12 protein-coding genes are annotated in these 22625 nt (G+C 45.1%); 2 read left to right on the top strand and 10 right to left on the bottom strand.

Features of this window, described 5'->3' with window-relative positions; genetic code table 11:
- The first annotated feature begins 6 nt into the window (after window positions 1-6).
- Window positions 7-9648 (top strand): Ig-like domain-containing protein, encoded by a 9642-nt coding sequence (locus QZY95_RS01190; RefSeq protein WP_290918236.1) that lies wholly within the window; start codon window positions 7-9, stop codon window positions 9646-9648.
- A gap of 211 nt (window positions 9649-9859) precedes the next feature.
- Here the strand turns inward: QZY95_RS01190 and QZY95_RS01185 are convergent, their stop codons facing one another.
- The 10 genes from QZY95_RS01185 to QZY95_RS01140 form a co-directional block, all read right to left on the bottom strand.
- On the bottom strand, window positions 9860-10204 hold the full coding sequence (locus QZY95_RS01185) for a DUF190 domain-containing protein (RefSeq protein ID WP_290918233.1): 345 nt from the start codon (window positions 10202-10204) through the stop codon (window positions 9860-9862).
- 88 nt (window positions 10205-10292) lie between these two features.
- Complete coding sequence (gene arsB, locus QZY95_RS01180) at window positions 10293-11363, bottom strand: ACR3 family arsenite efflux transporter (protein ID WP_290918230.1); 1071 nt, start codon at window positions 11361-11363, stop codon at window positions 10293-10295.
- 121 nt (window positions 11364-11484) lie between these two features.
- Window positions 11485-11829 carry a metalloregulator ArsR/SmtB family transcription factor gene (locus QZY95_RS01175; RefSeq protein ID WP_290918227.1) on the bottom strand — a complete coding sequence of 115 codons (345 nt, stop codon included), beginning with the start codon at window positions 11827-11829 and terminating at the stop codon, window positions 11485-11487.
- Window positions 11830-12119: 290 nt separating this feature from the next.
- Entirely contained in the window at window positions 12120-15992 is a 3873-nt protein-coding gene (locus QZY95_RS01170; protein ID WP_290918265.1) for an efflux RND transporter permease subunit, read from the bottom strand.
- Window positions 15993-16080: 88 nt separating this feature from the next.
- Window positions 16081-18252 carry an efflux RND transporter periplasmic adaptor subunit gene (locus tag QZY95_RS01165; RefSeq protein ID WP_290918224.1) on the bottom strand — a complete coding sequence of 724 codons (2172 nt, stop codon included), beginning with the start codon at window positions 18250-18252 and terminating at the stop codon, window positions 16081-16083.
- 62 nt (window positions 18253-18314) lie between these two features.
- Entirely contained in the window at window positions 18315-18575 is a 261-nt protein-coding gene (locus tag QZY95_RS01160; protein ID WP_290918221.1) for a TRASH domain-containing protein, read from the bottom strand.
- Between the two features lie 22 nt (window positions 18576-18597).
- Window positions 18598-19929, bottom strand: a complete 1332-nt coding sequence (locus tag QZY95_RS01155; RefSeq protein ID WP_290918219.1) for a TolC family protein — start codon at window positions 19927-19929, stop codon at window positions 18598-18600.
- 397 nt (window positions 19930-20326) lie between these two features.
- On the bottom strand, window positions 20327-20893 hold the full coding sequence (locus QZY95_RS01150; RefSeq protein ID WP_290918216.1) for a manganese efflux pump MntP family protein: 567 nt from the start codon (window positions 20891-20893) through the stop codon (window positions 20327-20329).
- A gap of 113 nt (window positions 20894-21006) precedes the next feature.
- Entirely contained in the window at window positions 21007-21540 is a 534-nt protein-coding gene (locus tag QZY95_RS01145) for a DUF3833 family protein (protein WP_290918213.1), read from the bottom strand.
- Window positions 21540-22313: an SDR family NAD(P)-dependent oxidoreductase gene (locus QZY95_RS01140; protein ID WP_290918210.1), complete on the bottom strand. Its 774-nt coding sequence runs from the start codon at window positions 22311-22313 to the stop codon at window positions 21540-21542. The genes QZY95_RS01145 and QZY95_RS01140 overlap by 1 nt, the downstream gene beginning before the upstream one ends.
- A gap of 77 nt (window positions 22314-22390) precedes the next feature.
- Between QZY95_RS01140 and QZY95_RS01135 the strand changes: the two genes are divergently transcribed.
- The coding region (locus QZY95_RS01135; protein WP_290918207.1) for a hypothetical protein at window positions 22391-22625 on the top strand (235 nt) is incomplete at its 3' end.

Raw genomic sequence — 22625 nt, 5'->3', positions numbered from 1 at the left:
GAAATTATGGCTGATAAAAAAAAAGCACCTACAAATATAGATGCAGAATCTGATAAATCATTACGTCGTGAGCAGGATTCAAAGGCAGCAGAACAGGCTGAACAAGTAAATCAGGACGCTAAGGCTCTTGATGCTGAAGAGTTTCTTCAATCTGGTCCTGATTACGGCTTTGAAGAGCAGCCTATAGGCACTCGAGAAGATGAAATAGCCTATTATGACAGACCTGACGGTGAAGGTGGACAGCATCAAGACTTTACGGACAGTGGTTCCTCAGATGCTGCACAAGAAGAAACCGCGGGAACAGTTTTTTCACCTGATTCTGGTAGCCCTCAAGAAGGTACTGGAGGCCGAGGCGGTTCGGCGGTTGGCGCTGGCGGGGGTGGTGCAACGTTCCCAGAACGAAATATTAATGCAGATGAAGGTAGTGTTCGAATAGAGCGCCCTATTCCTTCTGAACCAATAGAACCTTCTACAGTACCGCCTACTGAAACTGGCGGAGAGCCTACAGGCCCTACACCACCGACGTCAGGAACCCAACAGAACGTGCTTGTCCCTGAAGCGCAAGCTCCTTCTTTGAATGTCGCGCCGGCAACAGGTTTTGAAGATTCTCCAATTCCTTTGGATATCTCTTCTGCTCTTCAGGACTCCGATGGCGGTTCAGAAGTTCTGTCTATACAAATCTCCGGTGTACCTAACGGCGCAGTTCTTTCAAATGGTACGCCACTAGGGAATGGAATATGGGTCTTAACTCCTGCCGAACTTAGTGGATTGACCATCACTCCACCACCAGACTCTAACGTAGATTTCACTCTTACGGTTACGGCTACGAGCACTGAAAGCAACGGGGATATCGCAACGATCAGTGCTCAATTGCCAGTCAATGTTATCGGTGTAGCAGACACACCTTTGCTCCAAGCACAACTAGCCTCCGGTGACGAGGATATTGCAGCAAATTTCACCATCGACGGAGCATTGACTGATACAGACGGTTCTGAAACTCTCACATACCTTATTTCCAATGTACCGAGTGGCGCAACGCTCTCTGCGGGAACAGATAACGGCGACGGAACGTGGACGCTTACAGCAGACCAAGTTCAAGGACTCCAATTTACTCCTCCGCTCCATTTTTCCGGCAGTGTTTCTATGCTTGTTACTGCTATTGCTACTGAAGATGACGGTGACGTCGCGCGTGCCTCAACAACTGTAACTGCCGTGTATGACCCAGTTGCAGACACTCCGAATGCTTCTGTTGAGGATGTCAAAGGGTTTGAAGATACGCAGATCCCTCTCAAACTTTCTGCATCCTTGGTTGACCAAGACGGCTCAGAGACGCTGACAACGGTTATAGAGGGAGTACCAAGCGGTGCTATTCTCAGCAGCGGTACTGACCTTGGCGGTGGCAGATGGGAAGTCAGCCCCGCTGATCTTGGTTCCATTACGATACTCCCCCCTAATGATTTTTCAGGGGATATTCCGTTAACGCTCGTTGCTACAAGCACTGAGCCTGATGGCTCGCAGGCTGTTTCAAGCAATCCCTTTAATGTTCATGTTACTGGTGTTGCTGACACTCCTGATTTAACTGTCGTACCAGCAGGCGGCACAGAAGATATAGTCACACCACTTTCTATTACCTCAGCACTTAATGACCTTGATGGGTCAGAAACACTGGAGCTTACCATAGCCGGTGTACCAAACGGCTTTACCCTTTCTGCAGGAACTGACAACGGAAACGGAACTTGGACATTGGCTCCGGCAGATTTAACTGGTCTTTCTTTGACTGCTCCACAAGATTTTAGCGGGAATTTTGATTTAACAGTTACAGCCACAGCTACAGAAGCGGATGGAGACGTTGCTACAAATGTTGCAACACTGCCCGTACAGATTGCGGCAGTAGCGGACATTCCAGACGTTACTGCACAAGATGTTAACGGGACTGAAGATATTGCTCTTCCTCTTCAGCTCACAGCTGCCGCAACGGACATAGATGGTTCCGAGTCAATCACACAGGTTGTTATTTCGGGCGTCCCAAACGGCTTTACTTTTAATGCAGGTACAGACCTAGGTGGTGGCCAATGGTCAATTCCACCAGCTCAATTAAGCACACTCACTCTCTCTGCACCGCAGCATTACAGTGGTTCAGTCACGCTCACAGTGGAAGCTACAGCAACTGATACAGGTGGTGTAACTGCAACTAACTCAGCTAATTTTACAGCATCATTTGCCCCGGTTCCTGACGTACCAAATGTTGGGGCAACAAATGTTACTGGGGATGAAGACACCGCAATCCCCCTTACTCTCTCTTCGTCTCTTGTTGATACAGATGGTTCAGAGACACTTTCCCTCGTAATCACAGGTGTACCTTCTAGTGCAACATTAAGCAGCGGAACCGACCTTGGCGGAGGACAATGGCAGGTTGATGTTGCAGACCTTGGCAGCTTAACAATTACTCCGGGGCTTCATTTTTCAGGTGACATACCACTCACACTTGTTGCAACAGTAACTGAGTCTGACGGAACAACAGCAACCAACAGTGCACCTTTTAATGTCCACGTCGTTGGCGTTGCTGACACTCCGGGTTTGACAGCAAGTCTTAGTCCTGTTGATGAAGATCAAAACATGCCTCTTAATATTACGGGGACTCTTGTTGATACAGATGGTTCTGAAACATTAAGTTATGAAGTCAGCGGCATTCCAAACGGATTCACGCTAACAGCAGGTACAGATCAAGGCGGTGGAGTGTATTCATTAACCCCTGCTGAGCTAGCAAACCTTGAACTTGTTCCTCCTGCCAACTTCTCTGGTGATGTTCTATTAACAGTTTCTGTAACCACAACAGAAGCCGACGGTGACACCGCGACTGTTTCTACACCAGTAAGCGGAACTTTTGGCGGTGTGGCTGACCCTCCGTCAACAAGTGTCAGCAATGTTTCAGGCGATGAAGATACTCAGATTCCATTAGCCCTTTCCGCGGCTTTAACAGATACAGACGGTTCAGAAACACTGACGACTGTTATTACAGGGGTACCTACAGGTGCAACGCTTAGCTCGGGAACAAATCTGGGGAACGGAAAATGGAGTGTTGATCCAGCCGACTTGGCAACGCTTGAAGTAACGCCTCCATTACATTTTTCCGGCACCATTAACATGACTCTTGAAGCGACCAGCACAGAAGCGACTGGAGACAGCACTACTGTAACCAATCCATTTATTGTAACGGTAGCTCCAATTCCGGATGCTCCAAACTTAGCGACACCACCTATTGTTGGTAATGAAGACATCCCGTTGGATCTCAACATAACTTCGTCGCTTGTTGACACAGACGGTTCAGAGACACTTTCTTTACGTATTGAGGGTGTCCCTAACGGCTTTACATTGAGCGCTGGGACAGATCTTGGTGGCGGAGAATGGTCGCTTACTCCTGCACAGCTAAATGGACTTACTATGTCCATGCCACAAGACTATAAAGGTACATTCAATCTTACTGTTACTGCTACTGCTACAGAACCGGATGGATCAACAGCCGATACACAAAATATTGTTCCAGTAACTGTCAACGCTGTTGCTGATATTCCTGCATTAACCGTTACTCCGGCATCAACTCTTGAAGATAACTCTGTGCCGCTTGATATCAGTACCGCAACCACTGACATCACTGGATCTGAGTCAATATCTAAAATCATTATTACTGGTGTACCGACTGGCACGACTCTTTCTGCCGGTACAGAAGTTTCTGCCGGCCAGTGGGAGCTTACTCCTGCCGAACTTACAGGTTTAACACTCTCCCCTACACCGGACAGCAACGTTGACTTTACTCTAACGGTCACTTCAATAGCAGTTGAGCCTAATGGCAGTACAGCACAGAATGTGGCAAGCCTTCCTGTTTCAATCTTAGGTGATGCAGACCTCCCCGGTATTGCAACCAGCGATGCCTCGGGGAATGAGGATACATGGATACCACTTACTATCAGCGGTAACCTTACAGATGTTGATGGTTCAGAGACTTTAAGTTTTATCGTTGACGGGTTACCAAACGGTGCTCAACTTAATCTGGGAACACAACAGCCGGATGGAAGCTGGACTATAAGTGCCGGTGACATTGGAAACCTGAGCATACGCCCTCCGGGAAACTTTAGTGGTACATTCGATATTACTGCAACGTCAGTTGCGACAGAAAATGATGGTGATGTTGCAACAAATTCTGCTCCGATAACCGTCACAGTTGACGCAGTTGCAGACCGCCCTCGCGTTGTTGCGCGAAATGTAAATGGCGTAGAGGATAATGACCTTGCGCTGAACCTTTCAGCTAACGTACGTGACCCTTCCGAGGAAATTCAATCTGCTGTCATCCGCAACGTGCCAAGTGGATTCACAGTCATAAACGGTACAGATCTAGGAGGTGGCGTTTGGGAGGTTCCTGCTGACCAGCTTGGAACTATTGAACTGTCGCCACCGCAAGATTTCAGCGGTACAGTAAACCTACAATTCAGAGTAACCACCGTTGAACCTTCTAACGGTGACACAGCTGTTCGCTCTCGCAATTTCAGTGCCTCATTCAGGGCTGTTGCAGACCAGCCTACCGTGACTGTGCAAGACGAGGTTACAGACGAAGATACAGCTGTTGCCTTAAACTTAGACTCACAACTTACGGACGTTGATGGCTCTGAATCATTAACGCTTGTTATCTCAGGCGTTCCGAATGGTGCTGTTCTATCTGCTGGTGTTGATAACGGTAACGGAACATGGACTATTGATCCTGCTGATCTTGGAAGTTTAAGCTTTACTCCGCCTCTGAACTTTTCTGGTGACATCCCTCTAACGTTAGAAGCAACAAGCACTGAAGCTTCCAACCAAGATGCAGCAACAAATAGCGCTACCTTTAATATTCATGTTGTCGGTGTTGCTGATACACCGGGGCTCGTTGCACTTGATGCACATGGTAACGAAGACGCAGCCATCCCACTTACTATTCGGGCTAATTTGTTTGATACCGATGGATCAGAGAGCCTTTTTGTTGAATTTTCTAATGTTCCGGCAGGTGCAAGTTTCAGCGCAGGCACACAGTTGCCTAATGGGAACTGGCGAGTTCCTGCCGCTGATCTTTCAAACTTAACAATCACACCCCCTGAACATTCGAACGTAGACTTTACTATTAATGTTCAAGCTCTTTCTGTGGAAAGTGACGGAGATCAAGCCTATTCTGCACCGTTGCCGATCAGTATTTCATTACGCGGTGTGCCTGATGCTCCGGTTATTATCTCAAACAGCACCGTCGGCGATGAGGACACTGCAATTCCAGTCAACTTTGAGGTAGCTTCAGGCGACACAGATGGCTCTGAAACGCTCAGCTATGTTATTTACGATTTGCCTAACGGCGCGTCGATCAATGTAGGCACATTTATAGGAAATGGAAAATATTCTCTTACTCCTTCGGAACTTCAGTCACTGACAATTACACCGCCTCAGGATTTTGCAGGTAATTTTGATGTGTCATTTGACGTTGTTGTACAGGAAGATGATGGTAGACAATCTACCTTCAGTTACACCCACCCTGTTGAGGTGACTCCGGTTATTGATGGTATTCGTCCATACCCGACAGCTAGAGGACTAGAAGACACCGCTATCAACTTAAAGGTTGATCCGGCTTCTCGAGATTCCGATGGGTCAGAAACAACGGAATGGGTAGAAATCTCAAATATTCCTACTGGTGCAATTCTTTCTGCTGGAACAGAAACTTCACCGGGCTCCGGTGTGTTCAGGCTAACTCCTGCGGAGTTTTCTGGGTTGACAATTACACCGCCTCCAGATTCCGGCGATGACTTTACATTACAAGTCAGCTCACTCATTCAAGAACAAGATGGAAGTCAGGAAGTACGTTCCGGAACTCTTCGAGTCGTTGTAGAAGCAGATGCCGATATACCGAACGTTTCAGCGCAAGATATTACCGGCCCTGTAGGCACAGATATTCCAGCTCAAATCGCCAGCTCATTAAACGATATTGACGGCTCTGAGTCTCTGAAACTTATTATTGGAGGACTTGCAGGCACGGGAATTATTCCAACAGAAGGATTAAACCTTGGTGGCGGAAATTGGCTTATTGACGCAAGTTCTCTTCCGACCCTCGCTTTCCATGACCAAGGTGGTGGCCCAGACACAGACGTTCCAGTCACTGTTACTGCAATTTCGACTGAAACCGAAGGTGACCAAGCCACCAATACAGCAACATTTACCATTACCACGACACCTGGTGGCGGTGGTGGAGGTCCTGGAGGCCCCCCTGTTACACCACCTACTGTTACCGTAACTCCACCGCCTACCGGTGATGAAGATCTAGATTTTCCTGTGGGAGTCTCTGTTGATTTCGGTACAGACGGAAGTCAGTATGCAGTAATCATATCAGACCTCCCTCCAGGTGCGAGTCCGAACATAGGGTTTTATGACCCTATCAATGATCGTTGGATTATTGATGGATCAAATACTGCTGTTCTCAACAATCTGGAAATTACGCCACCACCTGACTTCTCCGGAACATTTGATTTTACAATCTCGGCTGTGAAAACTGGTAACAACGGAAACACGTTGATAGATAGTCAAACCGTGACTGCAGATATTGATCCGATTGTTGATACGCCTAACATAACATTAGGAACAACAAATGGTACTGAAGATACACCATTTAATATCGATTTAAATATTAACCCAACGGACATTGACGGTTCTGAATCCGTGACATCGGCAACCATCAGCAACCTTCCATCTGGAGCCACGTTAAGTGGTACCGGTGTGACCGATCTTGGAAACGGAACCTACGAAGTCAATTTAGCAAACATCAACGATATACAGTTTACCCCACCGCCAAATGGCCATGGTAATTTTAACTTTACGGTTGATGCGGTGATTAGTGACTCTGGAACCGTTACTGGCAGTTTTAGCCAGAACGTCGGGGTTAACATTGCCGCTGTAACAGATCCTGCAATTCTTACAGCCACAGACGCAACAGGTGATGAAGATACTGCTATAGCCCTTACTCTTGATGCACAGTTAGTAGACACAGACGGCTCTGAAGTAATGTCTACAACAATTACCGGAGTTCCATCGGGTGCGCTGTTCTCAGCTGGTTCTAACAACGGTGATGGATCTTGGACATTCACGCAGGCCCAACTATCAGGGCTTACATTCACACCGCCACCTAATGCAAATGGTGATATCAACATGGAACTCACTGCATTCACCATGGAAACATCAACAGGCCAAGTGGTGACAACTACAGCACCATTTACTGTTTCCGTTACAGGTGTCGCGGACACTCTTATCGTTGATTCTCAAGACTCTACAGGAGCTGAAGATACCGTTATACCAATGACTTTAGGATTTACCCAGACAGATACAGACGGTTCTGAAACCGTAACAGCTGTTTTAACAGGTATTCCTGCGGGCTCTACCCTATCCTCTGGTACCCAACAGCCGGATGGTTCATGGCTTGTTGATGGAAATGATTTAGCTACGTTAACGATTACGCCTCCACTTCATTTTTCAGGTGACATCAATGTTCATGCGGATATTACGACAACAGAAACAGATGGTGATTCGTTGACTGAAGGAACTGACTTTACAGTAACGGTCACACCTGTTGCGGATGCTCCTCAATTAAGCACTACTCCTGCGACCGGAGACGAAGACACACCAATCAATTTAGATATTCAGGCGGCGCTTACTGACCCTTCAGAAGTACTTACTGTTTCTATTGCAGGTGTACCTGCGGGAGCGACGCTCTCAGCCGGTACACAAAATCCTGATGGAACATGGTCGGTTGATCCTGCGGATCTTGCTGGATTAACTGTAACTCCGCCTACAAATGACAACTCTGACTTTACACTTACGATCACAGCAACCAGCGAAGAACCGCAAACAGGCGAAACACAGCAAACCGTAGCGACATTGGATGTTGACGTTCAGGGAGTAGCTGACCCTGTAACAATAACAGCTACTGATACAACCGGAGACGAAGAATCCAGTATCCCAATTACAGCCAGCTTTGCCTATCAGGATACAGATGGATCTGAAACAGTAACCGCAATTACTGTATCGGGTGTACCTGTGGGTGCGACTCTTTCCGCTGGTACACAAAACCCAGACGGAACATGGACTGTTGATCCGGCAGATTTGAGTTCCTTAACAATCACCCCAGCTCAAAACTTCTCAGGAGATATTCCTCTTACTCTTGATTTCCTGAATGAAGAAAATGACGGGGATACTTCTGTCACTTCTGAAAATGTTACGGTTACTGTCACTCCAGTTGCGGACGCTCCAACACTAACGGTTCAGCCGACTAGCGGCGATGAAGACACTCCTATTGCTTTAGATATTCAACCTGCACTTACAGATTCTGGTGAAACGCTATCCGTTGTTATTGATAACGTGCCATCTGGTTCCACCTTCTCAGCCGGTACCCAAAACCCTGATGGTTCATGGACATTTACACCTGCGGAACTGAGTGGGCTTACCTTTACACCACCACCTGAAGCGAGCGGGACATTTAATTTAAATGTGACAGCCGTAAGTACTGAACCAGACAATAATGACACCGCGCAAACTTCGGAGCAGCTGACCGTTACGGTAGATCCTGTTGCGGATACTCCAGTGTTGTCGACCTCACCTGCCAGCGGGGATGAAGATACAGCTATTCCGCTGGATATACAGGCTAGCTCACCAGATAGCGGTGAAACAATATCTGTCACAATAGATGGTATCCCGTCCGGTGCTACTCTCAGCGCTGGAACAGACAATATGGATGGTTCGTGGACACTAGATGCAGGCGACTTGGCAGGACTGACGCTGACTCCTGAACCTGATTTTTCAGGTAATATTACACTGAACGTCACCGCGACCAGTACAGATGGTACAGATCAGGCTGTTTCAACTTCCAGCCTTGTTGTAGACGTTGAAGGTCAACCAGACGCTCCGGCATTTACAGTTCAGGATTCAAATGGAACACAGGATACTCCTATTGCCTTAGATATTCAGGCACAAACGACAGCACCGGGAGAAACTCTCAGTGTCACAATTGATAGTGTTCCAACCGGTGCAACGCTCAATGCCGGAACAGACAATATGAACGGCTCATGGACTCTTGATCCGGCTGACTTGTCCGGACTTGAAATCACGCCACCTGCTTCTTTTACAGGTGTTATCAACCTAGGAGTTACTGCAACAGTTGAGCAAGATGGAAATACCCTTGATGTAACAGACAGCCTTGATGTGACTGTGAGTGCTCCTCCTGCTCCATTCAGCTTTGCAGCTGCACCATACATGGCAATAATGGCGTCAGATGCCGAAGAAGAGCCACCAATTGAAGCCAGTCAAGAGGTGGCAGAATATATGGACTCACTTCCTGTTGAAGAAGATGAAAATGATCCGAATGAAGTATTAGTTGCTCAGCAATTGGACACTAATCTTAACGGAGCAGGCTCTATCGGCTCTGACTTAGATACGATGACTCAGGATGAAGGCCAGCAGCAACCTGATGATCTCGGAGGTGAGACTCCTAAAACGCAGGGAAAAGAAGCTCTGCCTGAACCGGGACCTGAAGCACCGAATGCAGATTCTGAGATTACCGCGGATACTTCTACAGGTGAAGACGAACAACAGTAAAAACTAAAGCACCTACAAAAAGACGACAATCTATAGATGCTATTTCCATTAATACATACACGAAAGCATCATGCTTCTGAAAAAGATCATTAAAAGTAGTCAACCTATACAAAAAAAGACCTGTTGTTGATACGGCAGGTCTTTTTTTGCCCCTTCTATTTTGTAAAAGGGCTATAATTCGGTTTGCTCTTAACGAGACGGTTTAGTTTTCCTAGATAGCTACTGATAATGACGGGGTACTTTCATTGGAAAATAATTCTAGCTTTTCTCTAAGTACAACATGGTTTTTCACCATTGGTGCAGCCTTTTTCAAAAACGCGGCACTATCTTCCTCTGTCCCAATAACGTGCACAAAAATAGGATGTGGTGGGTTTTTAAAAGCTGAATTGTTGGTAAATTCTGTATCCTTGTTTACTATCCCAAGCCCTTTTGTCGCAGTAGCTTGAAGGACGTTAGTGCCACCCGCCACTTCCAATAACGCTTTATATAAAGGCTGCCCGTTGTATGTTTCAAAGTCTATAGTCACGCAGGTAATTTTTTCAATTGTTGTGCTCATGGTATTCTCCTAATTTTTTCTATATGTCCCGCCCCCCTTTATTCAGGGGGCGGATGCCACATTTCCCATAAATGTATCGTTACCTCATTTATCGGGCGGCAGATTCTTGTGCAGAAAGCTGAACTCGCTGTTTTCCATAACTTTTTTTGAGACGAAGCGAGATGTTAACTAGAGCTATTAAAACCGGTACTTCAACGAGTGGTCCAATTACTCCGGCAAAAGCCTGATCTGAGTTCAAGCCAAAGACAGCAATGGCTACAGCGATAGCAAGTTCAAAGTTATTGCCGGTTGCGGTGTATGCAATGGATGCGTTTTTATCAAAAGGAATGCCCATCTTTTTGGCAGTAAAAAAGCTGATAAAGAACATAACTACAAAGTAGATTACAAGAGGGATCGCTACACGAAGCACATCAAAAGGAAGTTCAACTATCATTTCTCCTTTCAAACTGAACATCAGTACAATTGTTGCTAACAATGCAATAAGAGTAATTGGAGAAATAGCGGGAATAAACTTAGTATTGTACCATTCTTCGCCTTTACTGCTCACCAGCACTCTTCTGCTGAGGTATCCAGCGAGGAAGGGAATTCCAAGATAAATACAAACGCTTTCAGCAATATCAATTATGGAAATATTCACCTCAAATCCGGAAAAACCAAAGTATGGTGGAAGAACGGTAATGAAGAGCCAAGCAAGGAAGCTATACGTTACGATTTGGAAAACACTATTTAATGCCACCAATGCTGCTGCGTATTCTTTGTTACCACCACCGATGTCATTCCACACAAGAACCATTGCAATACAGCGTGCAAGGCCGATTAATATGACCCCTGTCATGTAACCGGGATGATCTCCAAGGAAAATTAATGCCAATGCAAACATTAACACAGGGCCGACAAGCCAGTTCATCGTTAAAGAAAGGCTTACGGCTCTTTTATCTTTCATGACTGTACCTAGAAGGTTGTAGTTAACCTTAGCGAGCGGTGGGTACATCATGAGAATTAGACCGATAGCCAACGGAATGTTCGTACTGCCAACGGACATGGATTCATTCCATTCTGGCATTTGCGGGAAAATTACTCCAAGGGCAACGCCTAAAGCCATTGCCGCAAATATCCACACTGTTAAATATCTGTCTAAAAAGCTAAGACGACTTTGCATTTTTTCTCCTCATTATCGATTTTCGTCGAAAGACGATAATCTATTTAAAAAATTTTTAACTCGACAAAATATCGTATATCGTCGAAAGACGATTTTAGTATAAATAAAAAAAGGCTTGCGCCTATTTTTCTTGTAAATTTTCAGTAATAAGCTCTTGAAACAGATGAACTGTTTCTTGATTAATATGATAGCAAACCTTCGGTGGATTAGGTTCTGCCGTAATAAGACCCGCTTCTTTTAAAATCCGTAAATGTTCTGATACGGTAGATTGAGCAAGTCCTAATTCAGAAACAAGGCTGCTATTCAAACATCCGCCAGCATTATGAAGTGTGTTAAGGACACGCATAATTCGAACTCTAGCAGGATGTGCCAGTGCTTTTGCGAGCTTCGCAATTTCTTTCTCATTACACTCATCTTGCTCTGAGGTAGAAAAGGCAGCGTTCGTGGATGCTATACATTCAGACATATTTTTTCTCTTTTTTTGTAATGCGACATCATTCATCGCCGTCTGACGATTAATTAAAGCCACTCACAATATTTGTCAACAAAAGCATCGTCTTTAAACGATTATATCGATATAACAGTTTGTAATAATAATTTTTATTTTTTAAATTTAACTGTCATCAATCGAAAAAACTTTCATCACATGAAATAAGCTTGTGCACTTCTTTCATCATTACTTTTAATAACAAAAAAGCTGCCTAATTCGTAGATATACGTATTCGACAGCTTTTTTGTTTTTTATCGTAGCCCAATTTACCGTTTTCTTTTCAGTTTGCGCTCTTCAACCCAACAATAAAACACAGGGACAACAAAGACCGTAAGAAGTGCTATCGTCATGCCACCAAAAGACGGTATTGCCATCGGAACCATAATATCTGCGCCCTTCCCTGTTGATGTAAGGATTGGCAACAACGCGAGTAACGTTGTGGCTGAAGTCATTAATGCAGGTCGAATTCGCCGTTTGGCCCCTTCAACAACAAAGGCACGTACCTCTTCTGCGGTCGTTGGTTGCTTTTTGCCTTTTGATTCATCAAGAAACGTTGCCATGATGACGCCGTCATCTGACGCAATGCCGAATAATGCTAGAAAACCAACCCAGATGGCTACGGACAGGTTAATAGGGTGAACTTGGAAAAGTTCACGCATGTGTGTTCCAAAAATTGAAAAATTCAAGAACCAATCCTGTCCATATAACCAGATCATGATGAAGCCACCCGACCAAGCAACAATGATACCTGAAAACACCATCAATGTTGTTGTAATCGCATTAAACTGCAAATACAGAACAATAACGATAACAAACAATGCCAACGGTAAGATGACGGCCAGTTTCTTTTGAGCGCGAATTTGGTTTGTATAACTTCCGGCAAATTCAAATGATACTCCTGCAGGGATCTTCAATTCCCCGATGGCTATCTTCTGATCCAGAAAATCGCGTGCCTGTTCTACAACATCTACCTCAGCATACCCTGGTTGTTTATCAAAAAGAACATATCCAATCAGGAATGTGTCCTCACTTTTAATAACCTGAGGTCCCCGAACATATTGGATATCTGCCAACTGCGATAAGGGAATTTGCTCTCCTGTTGGTGAAGCAACCAAAATGTTCTCAAGCCCTTCTATGGAGTCTCGCAATTCTCGCTGATACCGCACTCGCACTGGATATCGCTCACGCCCTTCTACTGTGGTTGTAATTACACGCCCGCCAACGGCACTGTCGATGACGTTTTGAACTTTTGTGACTGTAATGCCATACCGTGCAATCGCATCACGGTTTATCACGACTTCAATATACGGCTTGCCAACAATCCTATCCGCAGTCACAGCGGCAGGCATAATTGACGGTATCTGCTTTAAGTAGCGTTCCAGCTGCAGTCCAAATTCTTCAATTACAGGAAGTGTCGGGCCCTTAATTTTTATTCCCATAGGTGCACGCATTCCCGATTGAAGCATAACTATTCGCGCTGCAATCGGTTGCAGCTTAGGCGCACTCGTTACCCCCGGCATCTGTGCGGCGATAACAATAGCATCCCATATGTCGTTTGTGGAACGTACACCGTTCCATGCATCTCGGTCAGGATTAAGCTTTGTATCAAGCGCCATCCTCCATATTCTGAAAGGCCGACCGTCAGGATCAGGAATCAAATGCCCTGCTGCATCACGTTCATAATACCCCTGAACGAGGTACGGGTATCCATCATTTGCAGGAAGCAGTTTGTTATCCACTGACCGCATGTAATCTTTTTTTGATTCATCATACTTGAACCGCATGCGCTTACCGTCAGTTCCCAAAAAGTACTCCGGCTTGTAATTGATAACCGTTTCAATCATGGAGACGGGAGCTGGATCAAGCGGAGTTTCTGCTCGACCGAGCTTACCTACAGCACTTTCAACCTCAGGAATCTGTTGAATGGCTTTATCTTGCTTTGCTAGGACATCCAGAACTTCACCAATTGAAGCATGCGGCATAGTTGTAGGCATATAGAGAAATGAGCCTTCATCCAATGGAGGCATAAATTCTTTGCCTAACCCCGGAAGTGCATGATTTAACGCTGCCATTGGTGCGGTCGCACGGATAGAGTCAGGCAGCCAGCTTGTTAGCGTACCAAAACCAAGCCAAACGCACATACCGAAAGCTGTAATAGTAAGTGGAACCAACATGAAAGTTGCTTTGTAACGTAAGAACTTACTAAGCAATGTTGGGTAAAGTTTCTGGAAGCCGTAGAAAAAGCTCATTAGGCCACCAATAGTTCCGCCTACGAATAGTATATTCAGCAATGAACCTTTTTCTGGCCCAAGCGGCAGCCAGTGTTGAGAAAGAACCACGGTAATTGCTATAATTACCGTCCAGTTTTCTATGCGCTCCAAAATGTGTTGAGCTGTGTCTGGTAAGTATTCTCGCAAAACTCTTCTAATGCCGATATATGCGATAACTAGCCCAAGCCACCAAGCAATTGTTACACTAGCCACTATACCAAAAAGAACCATCAAAGCAGGTATGAGCCAGGCCTTAAGTTTTACTACTCCACCGGATTTTTTGGCTTTAAAAAGCAGGTGCGCAAGCATTGGCAACACAGTAAGAGACAACAGAATGGAAGCACCTAACGCAAATGTCTTTGTATACGCCAACGGTTTAAACAGCTTCCCCTCTGCGCCATCCATTACAAACACAGGTAAGAAGCTGATTATTGTAGTGGCAACAGCGGTCATTACAGCACTGCCTACCTCCGCAACGCCGTCAAAGACCAGTCGTAACGAATCTGCACCATCTGGAGCTTTTTCAAGTTTCTTAAGTATATTTTCACAAATAATGATGCCCATATCCACCATTGTACCAATGGCGATAGCAATGCCTGAAAGAGCCACAATATTGGCATCAACCCCTATGGTCTTCATAGCAATGAAGCACATAAGCACAGCAAGGGGAAGAAGCGAAGAAATTACAAGGGAACTCTTGAAGTGCATGACCGCAATAAGAACAACTATGATAGTAATCAGAATTTCTTCGGTAAGTGCACTGTCCAATGTCCCTAGCGTTTCTTGAATAAGCCCGCTTCGATCATAAAACGGGACAATGGTAATTTTTGACACAGTGCCGTCAGCTAGCGTCTTACTTGGAAGCCCTGCACTGATCGTCGCGATTTTTTCTTTAAGATTTTTGATGACCTCAAGTGGATTTTCCCCGTAGCGGACTACGACAACACCACCCACAGCTTCTGCGCCGTTTTTATCCAACGCTCCACGCCGTGTTGCAGGGCCGAGGGTAACTGAAGCGACATCCTTCACGGTTATCGGTGTATTGTTCTCAACTTTGATAACGGCTTTTTCGAGATCTTCCAGCGTCTTTACAAAGCCTACCCCGCGAATAATATACTCAACGCTGTTTATCTCCATCGTTCGCGCGCCAACATCTAAGTTTGACTGCTTAACGGCGGAAATTACCTGTTGAAGAGTAACACCGTATGCCCTCATGGCATCAGGGTTCACATCAATTTGATACTCTTTAACAAACCCACCAGCGGATGCTACTTCAGACACACCTTCTGCTGAAAGCAAGCCATAACGGACAAGCCAGTCCTGTGCGCTCCGGAGTTCATCCAGCCCCCAGCCTCCAGTCGGGTTGCCTTCAGAGTCGCGTCCCTCAAGCGTATACCAAAAGACTTGCCCCAGTGCAGTGGCATCCGGTCCTAATGTCGGCTGCACACCTTGCGGCAAGGTTCCCGGTGGAAGGCTGTTCAATTTTTCCAACAGACGTGAACGCGACCAATAGAATTCTACATCTTCATTAAAAATGACGTAGATCGTGGAAAAGCCAAACATGGAGTAGCTTCGTACGGTCTTTACTCCCGGAATACCCAAGAGGGAGACCGTCAGAGGATATGTAACCTGATCCTCCATGTCCTGCGGAGAACGACCATCCCATGCTGTAAAGACTATCTGCTGGTTTTCACCGATATCTGGAATTGCATCCACAGGAACCGGATTGCGAGGAAGCCCTCCTAAATCCCAGTCAAATGGCGCAACCATAGCCCCCCACCCGAGTAAAAGCACGGTGAGAAGCACCACCACAAGCTTACGCTTTAGACAAAAATAGATAAGCTTTTCAGTGAAAGTACGTGGGACGATACCATCTGTAGACTCACCTTTTACAGCTGGAACAGATTCGATATCTTTTTTCTCTGTAATAGTTTCTTTATCAGTCACAGATATCCCCTTACTCTACAGCAAGCTGCTTTTTAACTTCGCCACAATTAAGCATTTTTGCGCCAAAGTAAGGGTTACGGATACTCTCATCCTGCTGCAACCAGCCAGCTCCTTTGTTATCAAAAGCCATTGGGCAATGGATTTCATAAAGCTCACCGTTGAGGGAAATTCCCATGCGTTTCACGATTTCCAACATTGCCGTTGAAATAGTGAAAAAGCCTTTACGCATGATCTCGATATCTTTTCCATTACGCATCTCAGCAATGCCGGAAGTGATAACCTGCTGCTGTGTTTGCCAGAAAGACTTAGCCTTTTCTGAAAGCCCCGCACTGGAGACAGCATGTACAGCTGCAGAAAAGTCTTTCAATGCAATACGCGCTGCTTCGGCATCATCGTTACTTAATGCTTCTGAAACACCGACATATTTTGTAAGAGCCGATCCAATTTCCATTTTAAATTTTTGCGGAGCATCAAGAGCCGGAGTAAGAGACTTGGCAATACTGTTTACACCGAAAGCCTCTTTTAATGCAGAGTAATGTGCTAATGCCAAAGCGAACAGTTCATGCTGACGTTTGTAAGACTCTGCTTCTGCACCAAGGATGCAATCATTCGCAAGCAGCATTCCGTTCTCTTTCCAAGCCAACAGAGCATCGCCTTCAAGCATCCATGTTTCTATAGAGCCAAGCTTTTGTCCTATCTTAGCAAACAGCGCTTGAGCTTGTTCGATATTCCTTTGCTGTAAAGCACGCTTCAGCGATTCGAAATCAGTATTCATGAAGTACAATTTAGACACAAGGATAGGCGGTGCGCCAAGATGGTCAGTATCTTTGTGGTCATGGGAAGCATGAGAAGACGTATGTGCAGCCGTTGTATCACTCATCATACTCGGCTTTGCCATGATCTGAAGAGCACTATCGAGCTTGAAAGCTCCTTTACTTACAACCAGCTCTCCTTCATGAAGCCCGCTTTTTACGACGTATGAATTGTTATTCTTTGCTCCTAGAACAATTTCCCGACCTTCATAAACGCCTTCTTTATCGGGATTCTGTACATACACAATGGCTCGCTTACCGGTGATCAAAGGAGCAGATGCAGGGATAACTAAAGCATCATCTTTGCCTTTCGCAGACTGTTGTTGTGAAGCCTGAACGAACATGCCCGGTTTAAGCTGATCGTTAGGGTTCTTGACCTCAATACGTACAGCTACAGTGCGAGTTTTCTGACTAACGACAGGATCGATGTAGACAATTTTACCGCTGAATGTTTTTCCGGGAAGAGCCTCTGCTGTAAAGGTTACAGCATCTCCGACAGCAATCCACGGAAGATCAGTTTCGTATGCCTCAAGCACTACCCAGACCATAGAAAGGTCTGCTATTGAGTACAGAGGTTCACCTGCTTTTACATACGCCCCTTCAACAACATCTTTACGAATAACAATGCCGGATTGGGGAGCATAGACAGTTATATTTTTAGAAGGAGTGCTTTGTCTTGCGGTAGAAGCGATTTGTCCTTCAGATAACCCTAAAAGGCGTAATTTCTCTTTGGCAGCCGCTATATTATTAGCGACTGAACGACGGATAATAGAAGAACTTTTTGAGGAAAGACGAGACTCTGCTGCAACAGCTTGAATCAATTCTGCCTGAGCGGAGTACAGCTCCGGGCTATAGATAACAGCCATGGGCTGTCCTTTACGCACCACGCTGCCTGTTTTTGCAATAAGAAGACGATCTATACGGCCGGCTGTCCATGCACTGATTGTTTCCACACGCGATTCGTCATAATCAACCTTACCGACCATACGCACGGCGGACGTAACAGACTGGCGTGAAACAGGGGTAACTTCAACATCAGCCAGTTTTCGAGCAGCACTATCAAGTTCAACTTGGCGATAGCTTTCTGCAAGTGCTTTGTTTGCATCAATTTCAAGCTTAATCAGATCCATAAAGCAAATAGGACACTTCCCCGGCTGCGGCAGCTGAATTTGTGGATGCATGGAACATGTCCACACAACTTTACCGGTTGCCTTCTCAGTATCTGCCCCCTGCTTTGCACTCGTTACTTTTGTAGCTTTGGCATCGTCATGATCATGAGCAACCCAAATATCTGATGCCCAAATGCCCCCGACTAACGCAATTGCAGCTGCACCAAAAACAACTTTACCTATATAACGAGGTAGCTGCATCTCACTCTCCTAAAAATTCATACGCGCTCTCCAATACCGCACCAGAGAGCGCGCATGTGCGATTATTTAACGACTTCTAACTCAACACCCTGACTTTCAAGCTTCTTGATGAATACTTTAGGGTTCTTTTTGAATTTCGGCAGGCACATCTGACAGCAGAAGTACACACGCTTACCATTGTGATCTGCATACAGATCCTTGTTGATCTCATTCCCCATTACTGGACACTTCGTTTGCGGTGTTCCTGCAAATGCAGCTGTTCCCTGCACTGCAAACGCAACAAGAGCGAATGCAAGGACACATGTTTTTAATACTGATTTCATCTCATCTCCTCGTTTTACTGTGCTACTCAACTGTTACATTGAGTTCGGTTTGTGGTAAGGATAACTCTGTTAACCCAGTTAGATCCTTGCGGACAACAGGGAGTTCCGTACCAACCAATTGCTCAAGCTGTGCTATACGCTGTGCTTGATCTGTAAGTGCACGCGCTTGGGCAATGTATAATTCGAAATATGTTTTCTCAGCTGCAATAACCTGTTGCAAATCAATTTCACCACTTTGATAAGCTTCAAGGTTCACTTCCACTGATTGTTCTGCCTTAGGAATTAGGCTTTCATCATACAAATCTATTTGTCGCATCGCATCACGATAGCGATACAACGCCAACTCTAAGTCTGCGAGAAGAGCATCTTTACGCCCTTTTTTCGCTTGGATGGCTACCAGCCGTTTCTCTCGACCTTCTTCTACTGCAGCATCGCGAGCTTCCTGCCATAACGGAATATTTATACTTACACTCGCTATAACTGGGTCATCTCCGTTTTGACTTGGATCACCGGATCGAGCTTTATCTGTGTAGATTGACTTTATCCCCAGCGTAACGTCTGGATAATAATTCTTTTCAGCTAATACGATTTGGGCATCAGCCCCTGCCAGCTGCTGATTAAAGCTAAGTAATTCGGGATTCTTTTGCTCAAGCAGCTTTTTCAACTTCTCGATTTCAACATCCAACTGCAAATTGGCAACTTCTGAAAGATGAACAACATCATCAACCGCACGCCCCATAGCAGCATTTACCCGAGCTTGAAGTGGTAACACCATATCCTTCAGAGAAGCTTTTCTATTCCGCGCTGAATCAAGCTCTACTTGTGTTTGTAGGACATCTGCATACAACGCGTTGCCTGCTGAATATCGAGCACGAATTGTTGCTTCCATGAATTCTAATAATTCAATTTGATCACTTGTCAGTTGGATTGCGCGCGTTACATATAACAATTCATAGTAGGAAACTTTAACATCTCGGAAAATTCTAGTTTTAATGCTGTCAGCTCGTGCCTTCAAAACATCGGCTTCTCGTAAAGCGACGTTCTCTTTGGCATCGAGCTTACCGAGCCAAGGAAATTTTTGAGTGAGTCCGTAACTCATTCTTTGGGGACCGACTCGAGTTTCCACAGGGACAATATAAACTCCAAAACTCAGCTGTGGATCCGGAAGCGTCGACACCTGAGGTGCTTTTTGAACTGCTGCCCGCCACTTACTGAACGCAGCCTGCAATTCACCATTGTTTTCAGCGGCTATTTGCAAATACCCTGTTAACGGATCAGCTTCTCTCTCCTCTGCATATAAATCTCCCACCACAAACAACAAGAGCATTACTGCAAAAACAATGCGTTTACCCATAACTTCTCTCCAAGACGTAGTGCGACCAACAAATAAAAAGAATATATTCAAATAATTATTATGGAGTTATTATATTTATATCTGCCTGTATAAAATTTTTACAATCACTCAATTTCCTTCTTGTTATGCAGCAAATTAAAGACCAACTGTATTAATTCGTACTATTTTAGTCAGATATCTACTTGTAACAAAACTTCTCAACATATCAGAAGAATAGAACTGTCTAAAAAATAGACACCTGTTTAAAGGCAGCAGGTATTGATGTCTATTTTTTTAACAGAAGCCACACATAACCTTCTCATCATGCAATTTCACAAGACGTAAAAAAACGACTTCAGAGAGTACTCTCTAAAGTCGCTTTTTTACAGCAAGATGGTAATTCGTATGAACATAGAAACTATGTAAATACCCCATGTTCCCATAATATCTTTATTCCAATTCCTATCAAGACAACTCCACCTAGCAATTCAGCATACTTACTGACACTTGTAGCCCTAGAAAAGGTCTTTCCAAAATGTAGTCCCGCTGCAGTAAATAGCAACGCAACAATACCAATTACAAGAGCAGGCCACCAGATAGAGAGTCCCAGCATGGAAAGACTTAATCCCACTGCCAGAGCATCAATACTTGTTGCTACTGAAAGGACAACTAGGGTCATTCCTTTTGTAGGGTCTCCTTGCGAATCCTCATCTTCTTCAAAAGCTTCACGAATCATTTTCGCGCCAATGTACCCAAGAAGAACAAAAGCAATCCAATGATCATATGCCTCTATTGATGAACGGACTGTACTGCCCATATACCAACCCAGAATGGGCATAAGAGCCTGAAACAGGCCAAAGTGCCAAGCCAGCCTGAATGTCTGACGAGAGGTTACCTTTTTTAATGCAACACCTGTTGCAATCGCAACTGCGAACGCGTCCATAGCAAGAGCAATCGCAATAGTAATAAGTTCAAACCCACCCATACAATCTCCCTGATTGAGTTCTTGCAAGAGGTACTGGGGAACCTATTTTTTGACAAGGGGGTATTTTATGCTTTTTAAATAAACAAGTTGTTGAAGAGCAGCATTGCTTTTCCTTATTCACGAACAATTGTCGTGATAATCTCGCCAACTTTAAAACCCCATTTACGCATAATACTTTTGTTCACCACAACATTTGGCTCCATCAACCAAAGCCAATCCTCTACCTGCAAAGGTATTGTCTTATCTTTAACAGGTACAAGCAAGGCGTAGTCCATCCTCAAAGCGTTGCCGGATACTTCAAGTTTTGCGAGACCTTCTACATCAGCTGCTGTTCCTTCGAATTGATTCTCACCAATTTTCTTGAATTCCCAACGCCTTTCTAGCTTTTCGCCGTCATCAAAAATGAACTGCTCTGTAAGTATGCCATGCGTCACTCCAGCTTCTTCATGCCATTCACCATGCATAACGGCATTAAACGAGCGGCGAACTTTACCACTGAACCCTAAAATCACACCATGCGCCTTTAATTCTCCTGAAAAGAATTGTTCAAGGACAAAAGGAGCCCCTCCCACAGCATTTTCGCTCGGAGAAATATTCGAACATCCAACCAACATCATTGCACATAGTGGCCAAATAATTTTATCCATCAGCCTCTCCTGTTAGCGCTTCCGGTTACGCGGCGGATAATTTGGTGATATATCGGGTATGGCAATATTCGCATAAACTTGCACGCCCATGAAAAAAGTGGAGGAAAGTGTACTTCCATCTTCTTGTGAGAAAGCCCTTTCCAAATATACTCTGCTGCCCGCTCTGCACTCACAATCATAGGCATGGGGAAAGGATTTAAACTTGTGAGCTGTGTTTCAACAAATCCCGGGTTCACCGCAGTAACAGTCACCCCATAGGTCTCAACATCAAACCTGAGACTTTGCAGAAAGTTATTAAGACCCGCTTTTGTTGCACCGTATGCCGCTGCCCAGGGAAGTCCCCTGTATGATGATAGCGACCCAACTCCTACAAGATGCCCACTTCCACGTTCAATCATATCAGGCAACGGCAGGAGTAACGTATTAACAGCACCGTAAAGATTTATCTCAAACAAATGCCTACATGCTTCCATAGAGATTTCATTGGCTGTCATGTTTATGTGTGTTCCGGCATTTGCCATAACCAAATCGGGAACACCCCACTCGGCCTTAATTTTGTCGTAGGCATCAGCAAGCACATCTTCATTCCGAACATCTGCGGCTACATACATTAAATTTTCTCCGGCTTGATGCCGGGAAGCAATCTCAGACAACTTTTGATCGTTCCGAGCAGTAAGAGCGACCCGTTTCCCTTCAGCCAGAAATTTTGTCACTAAAGCTTCACCAATTCCACTGGTTGCGCCTGTAAGCCAAATAGTTTGTACATGCTGCATAGCCTTATTCCCCGTAGTAAAAAGTGAGATGCACTTCGAAGTTTAGCATGTTTCCACGGCTGAAAAAAGAGCATACTATGCAAATGGTATCCTCTACACCGCATAAAACAAATTGGTTTACTCGCTTCTGGCGCAGAAGAGTTCGTGAACCGGTTATTCAGGAATTAACCAAAGGTACGTCTGTCCCAAAGGTCACGCTCGCCTGCATTTTGGGATTAATTTCTGCCACGTGGCCTCAAATTGGGACTAACCCTCTTATGGCGATTCTCCTTTCATGGATATTCCGTTGTAACAAGGCGATAACAGGCGGGA

It is taken from the genome of Halodesulfovibrio sp., from assembly GCF_015482765.1.
Classification (GTDB): Bacteria; Desulfobacterota; Desulfovibrionia; order Desulfovibrionales; family Desulfovibrionaceae; genus Halodesulfovibrio.
The sequence above is the reverse complement of the archived record's forward strand: the minus strand, read 5'-3'. Positions and strand labels throughout refer to the sequence as shown.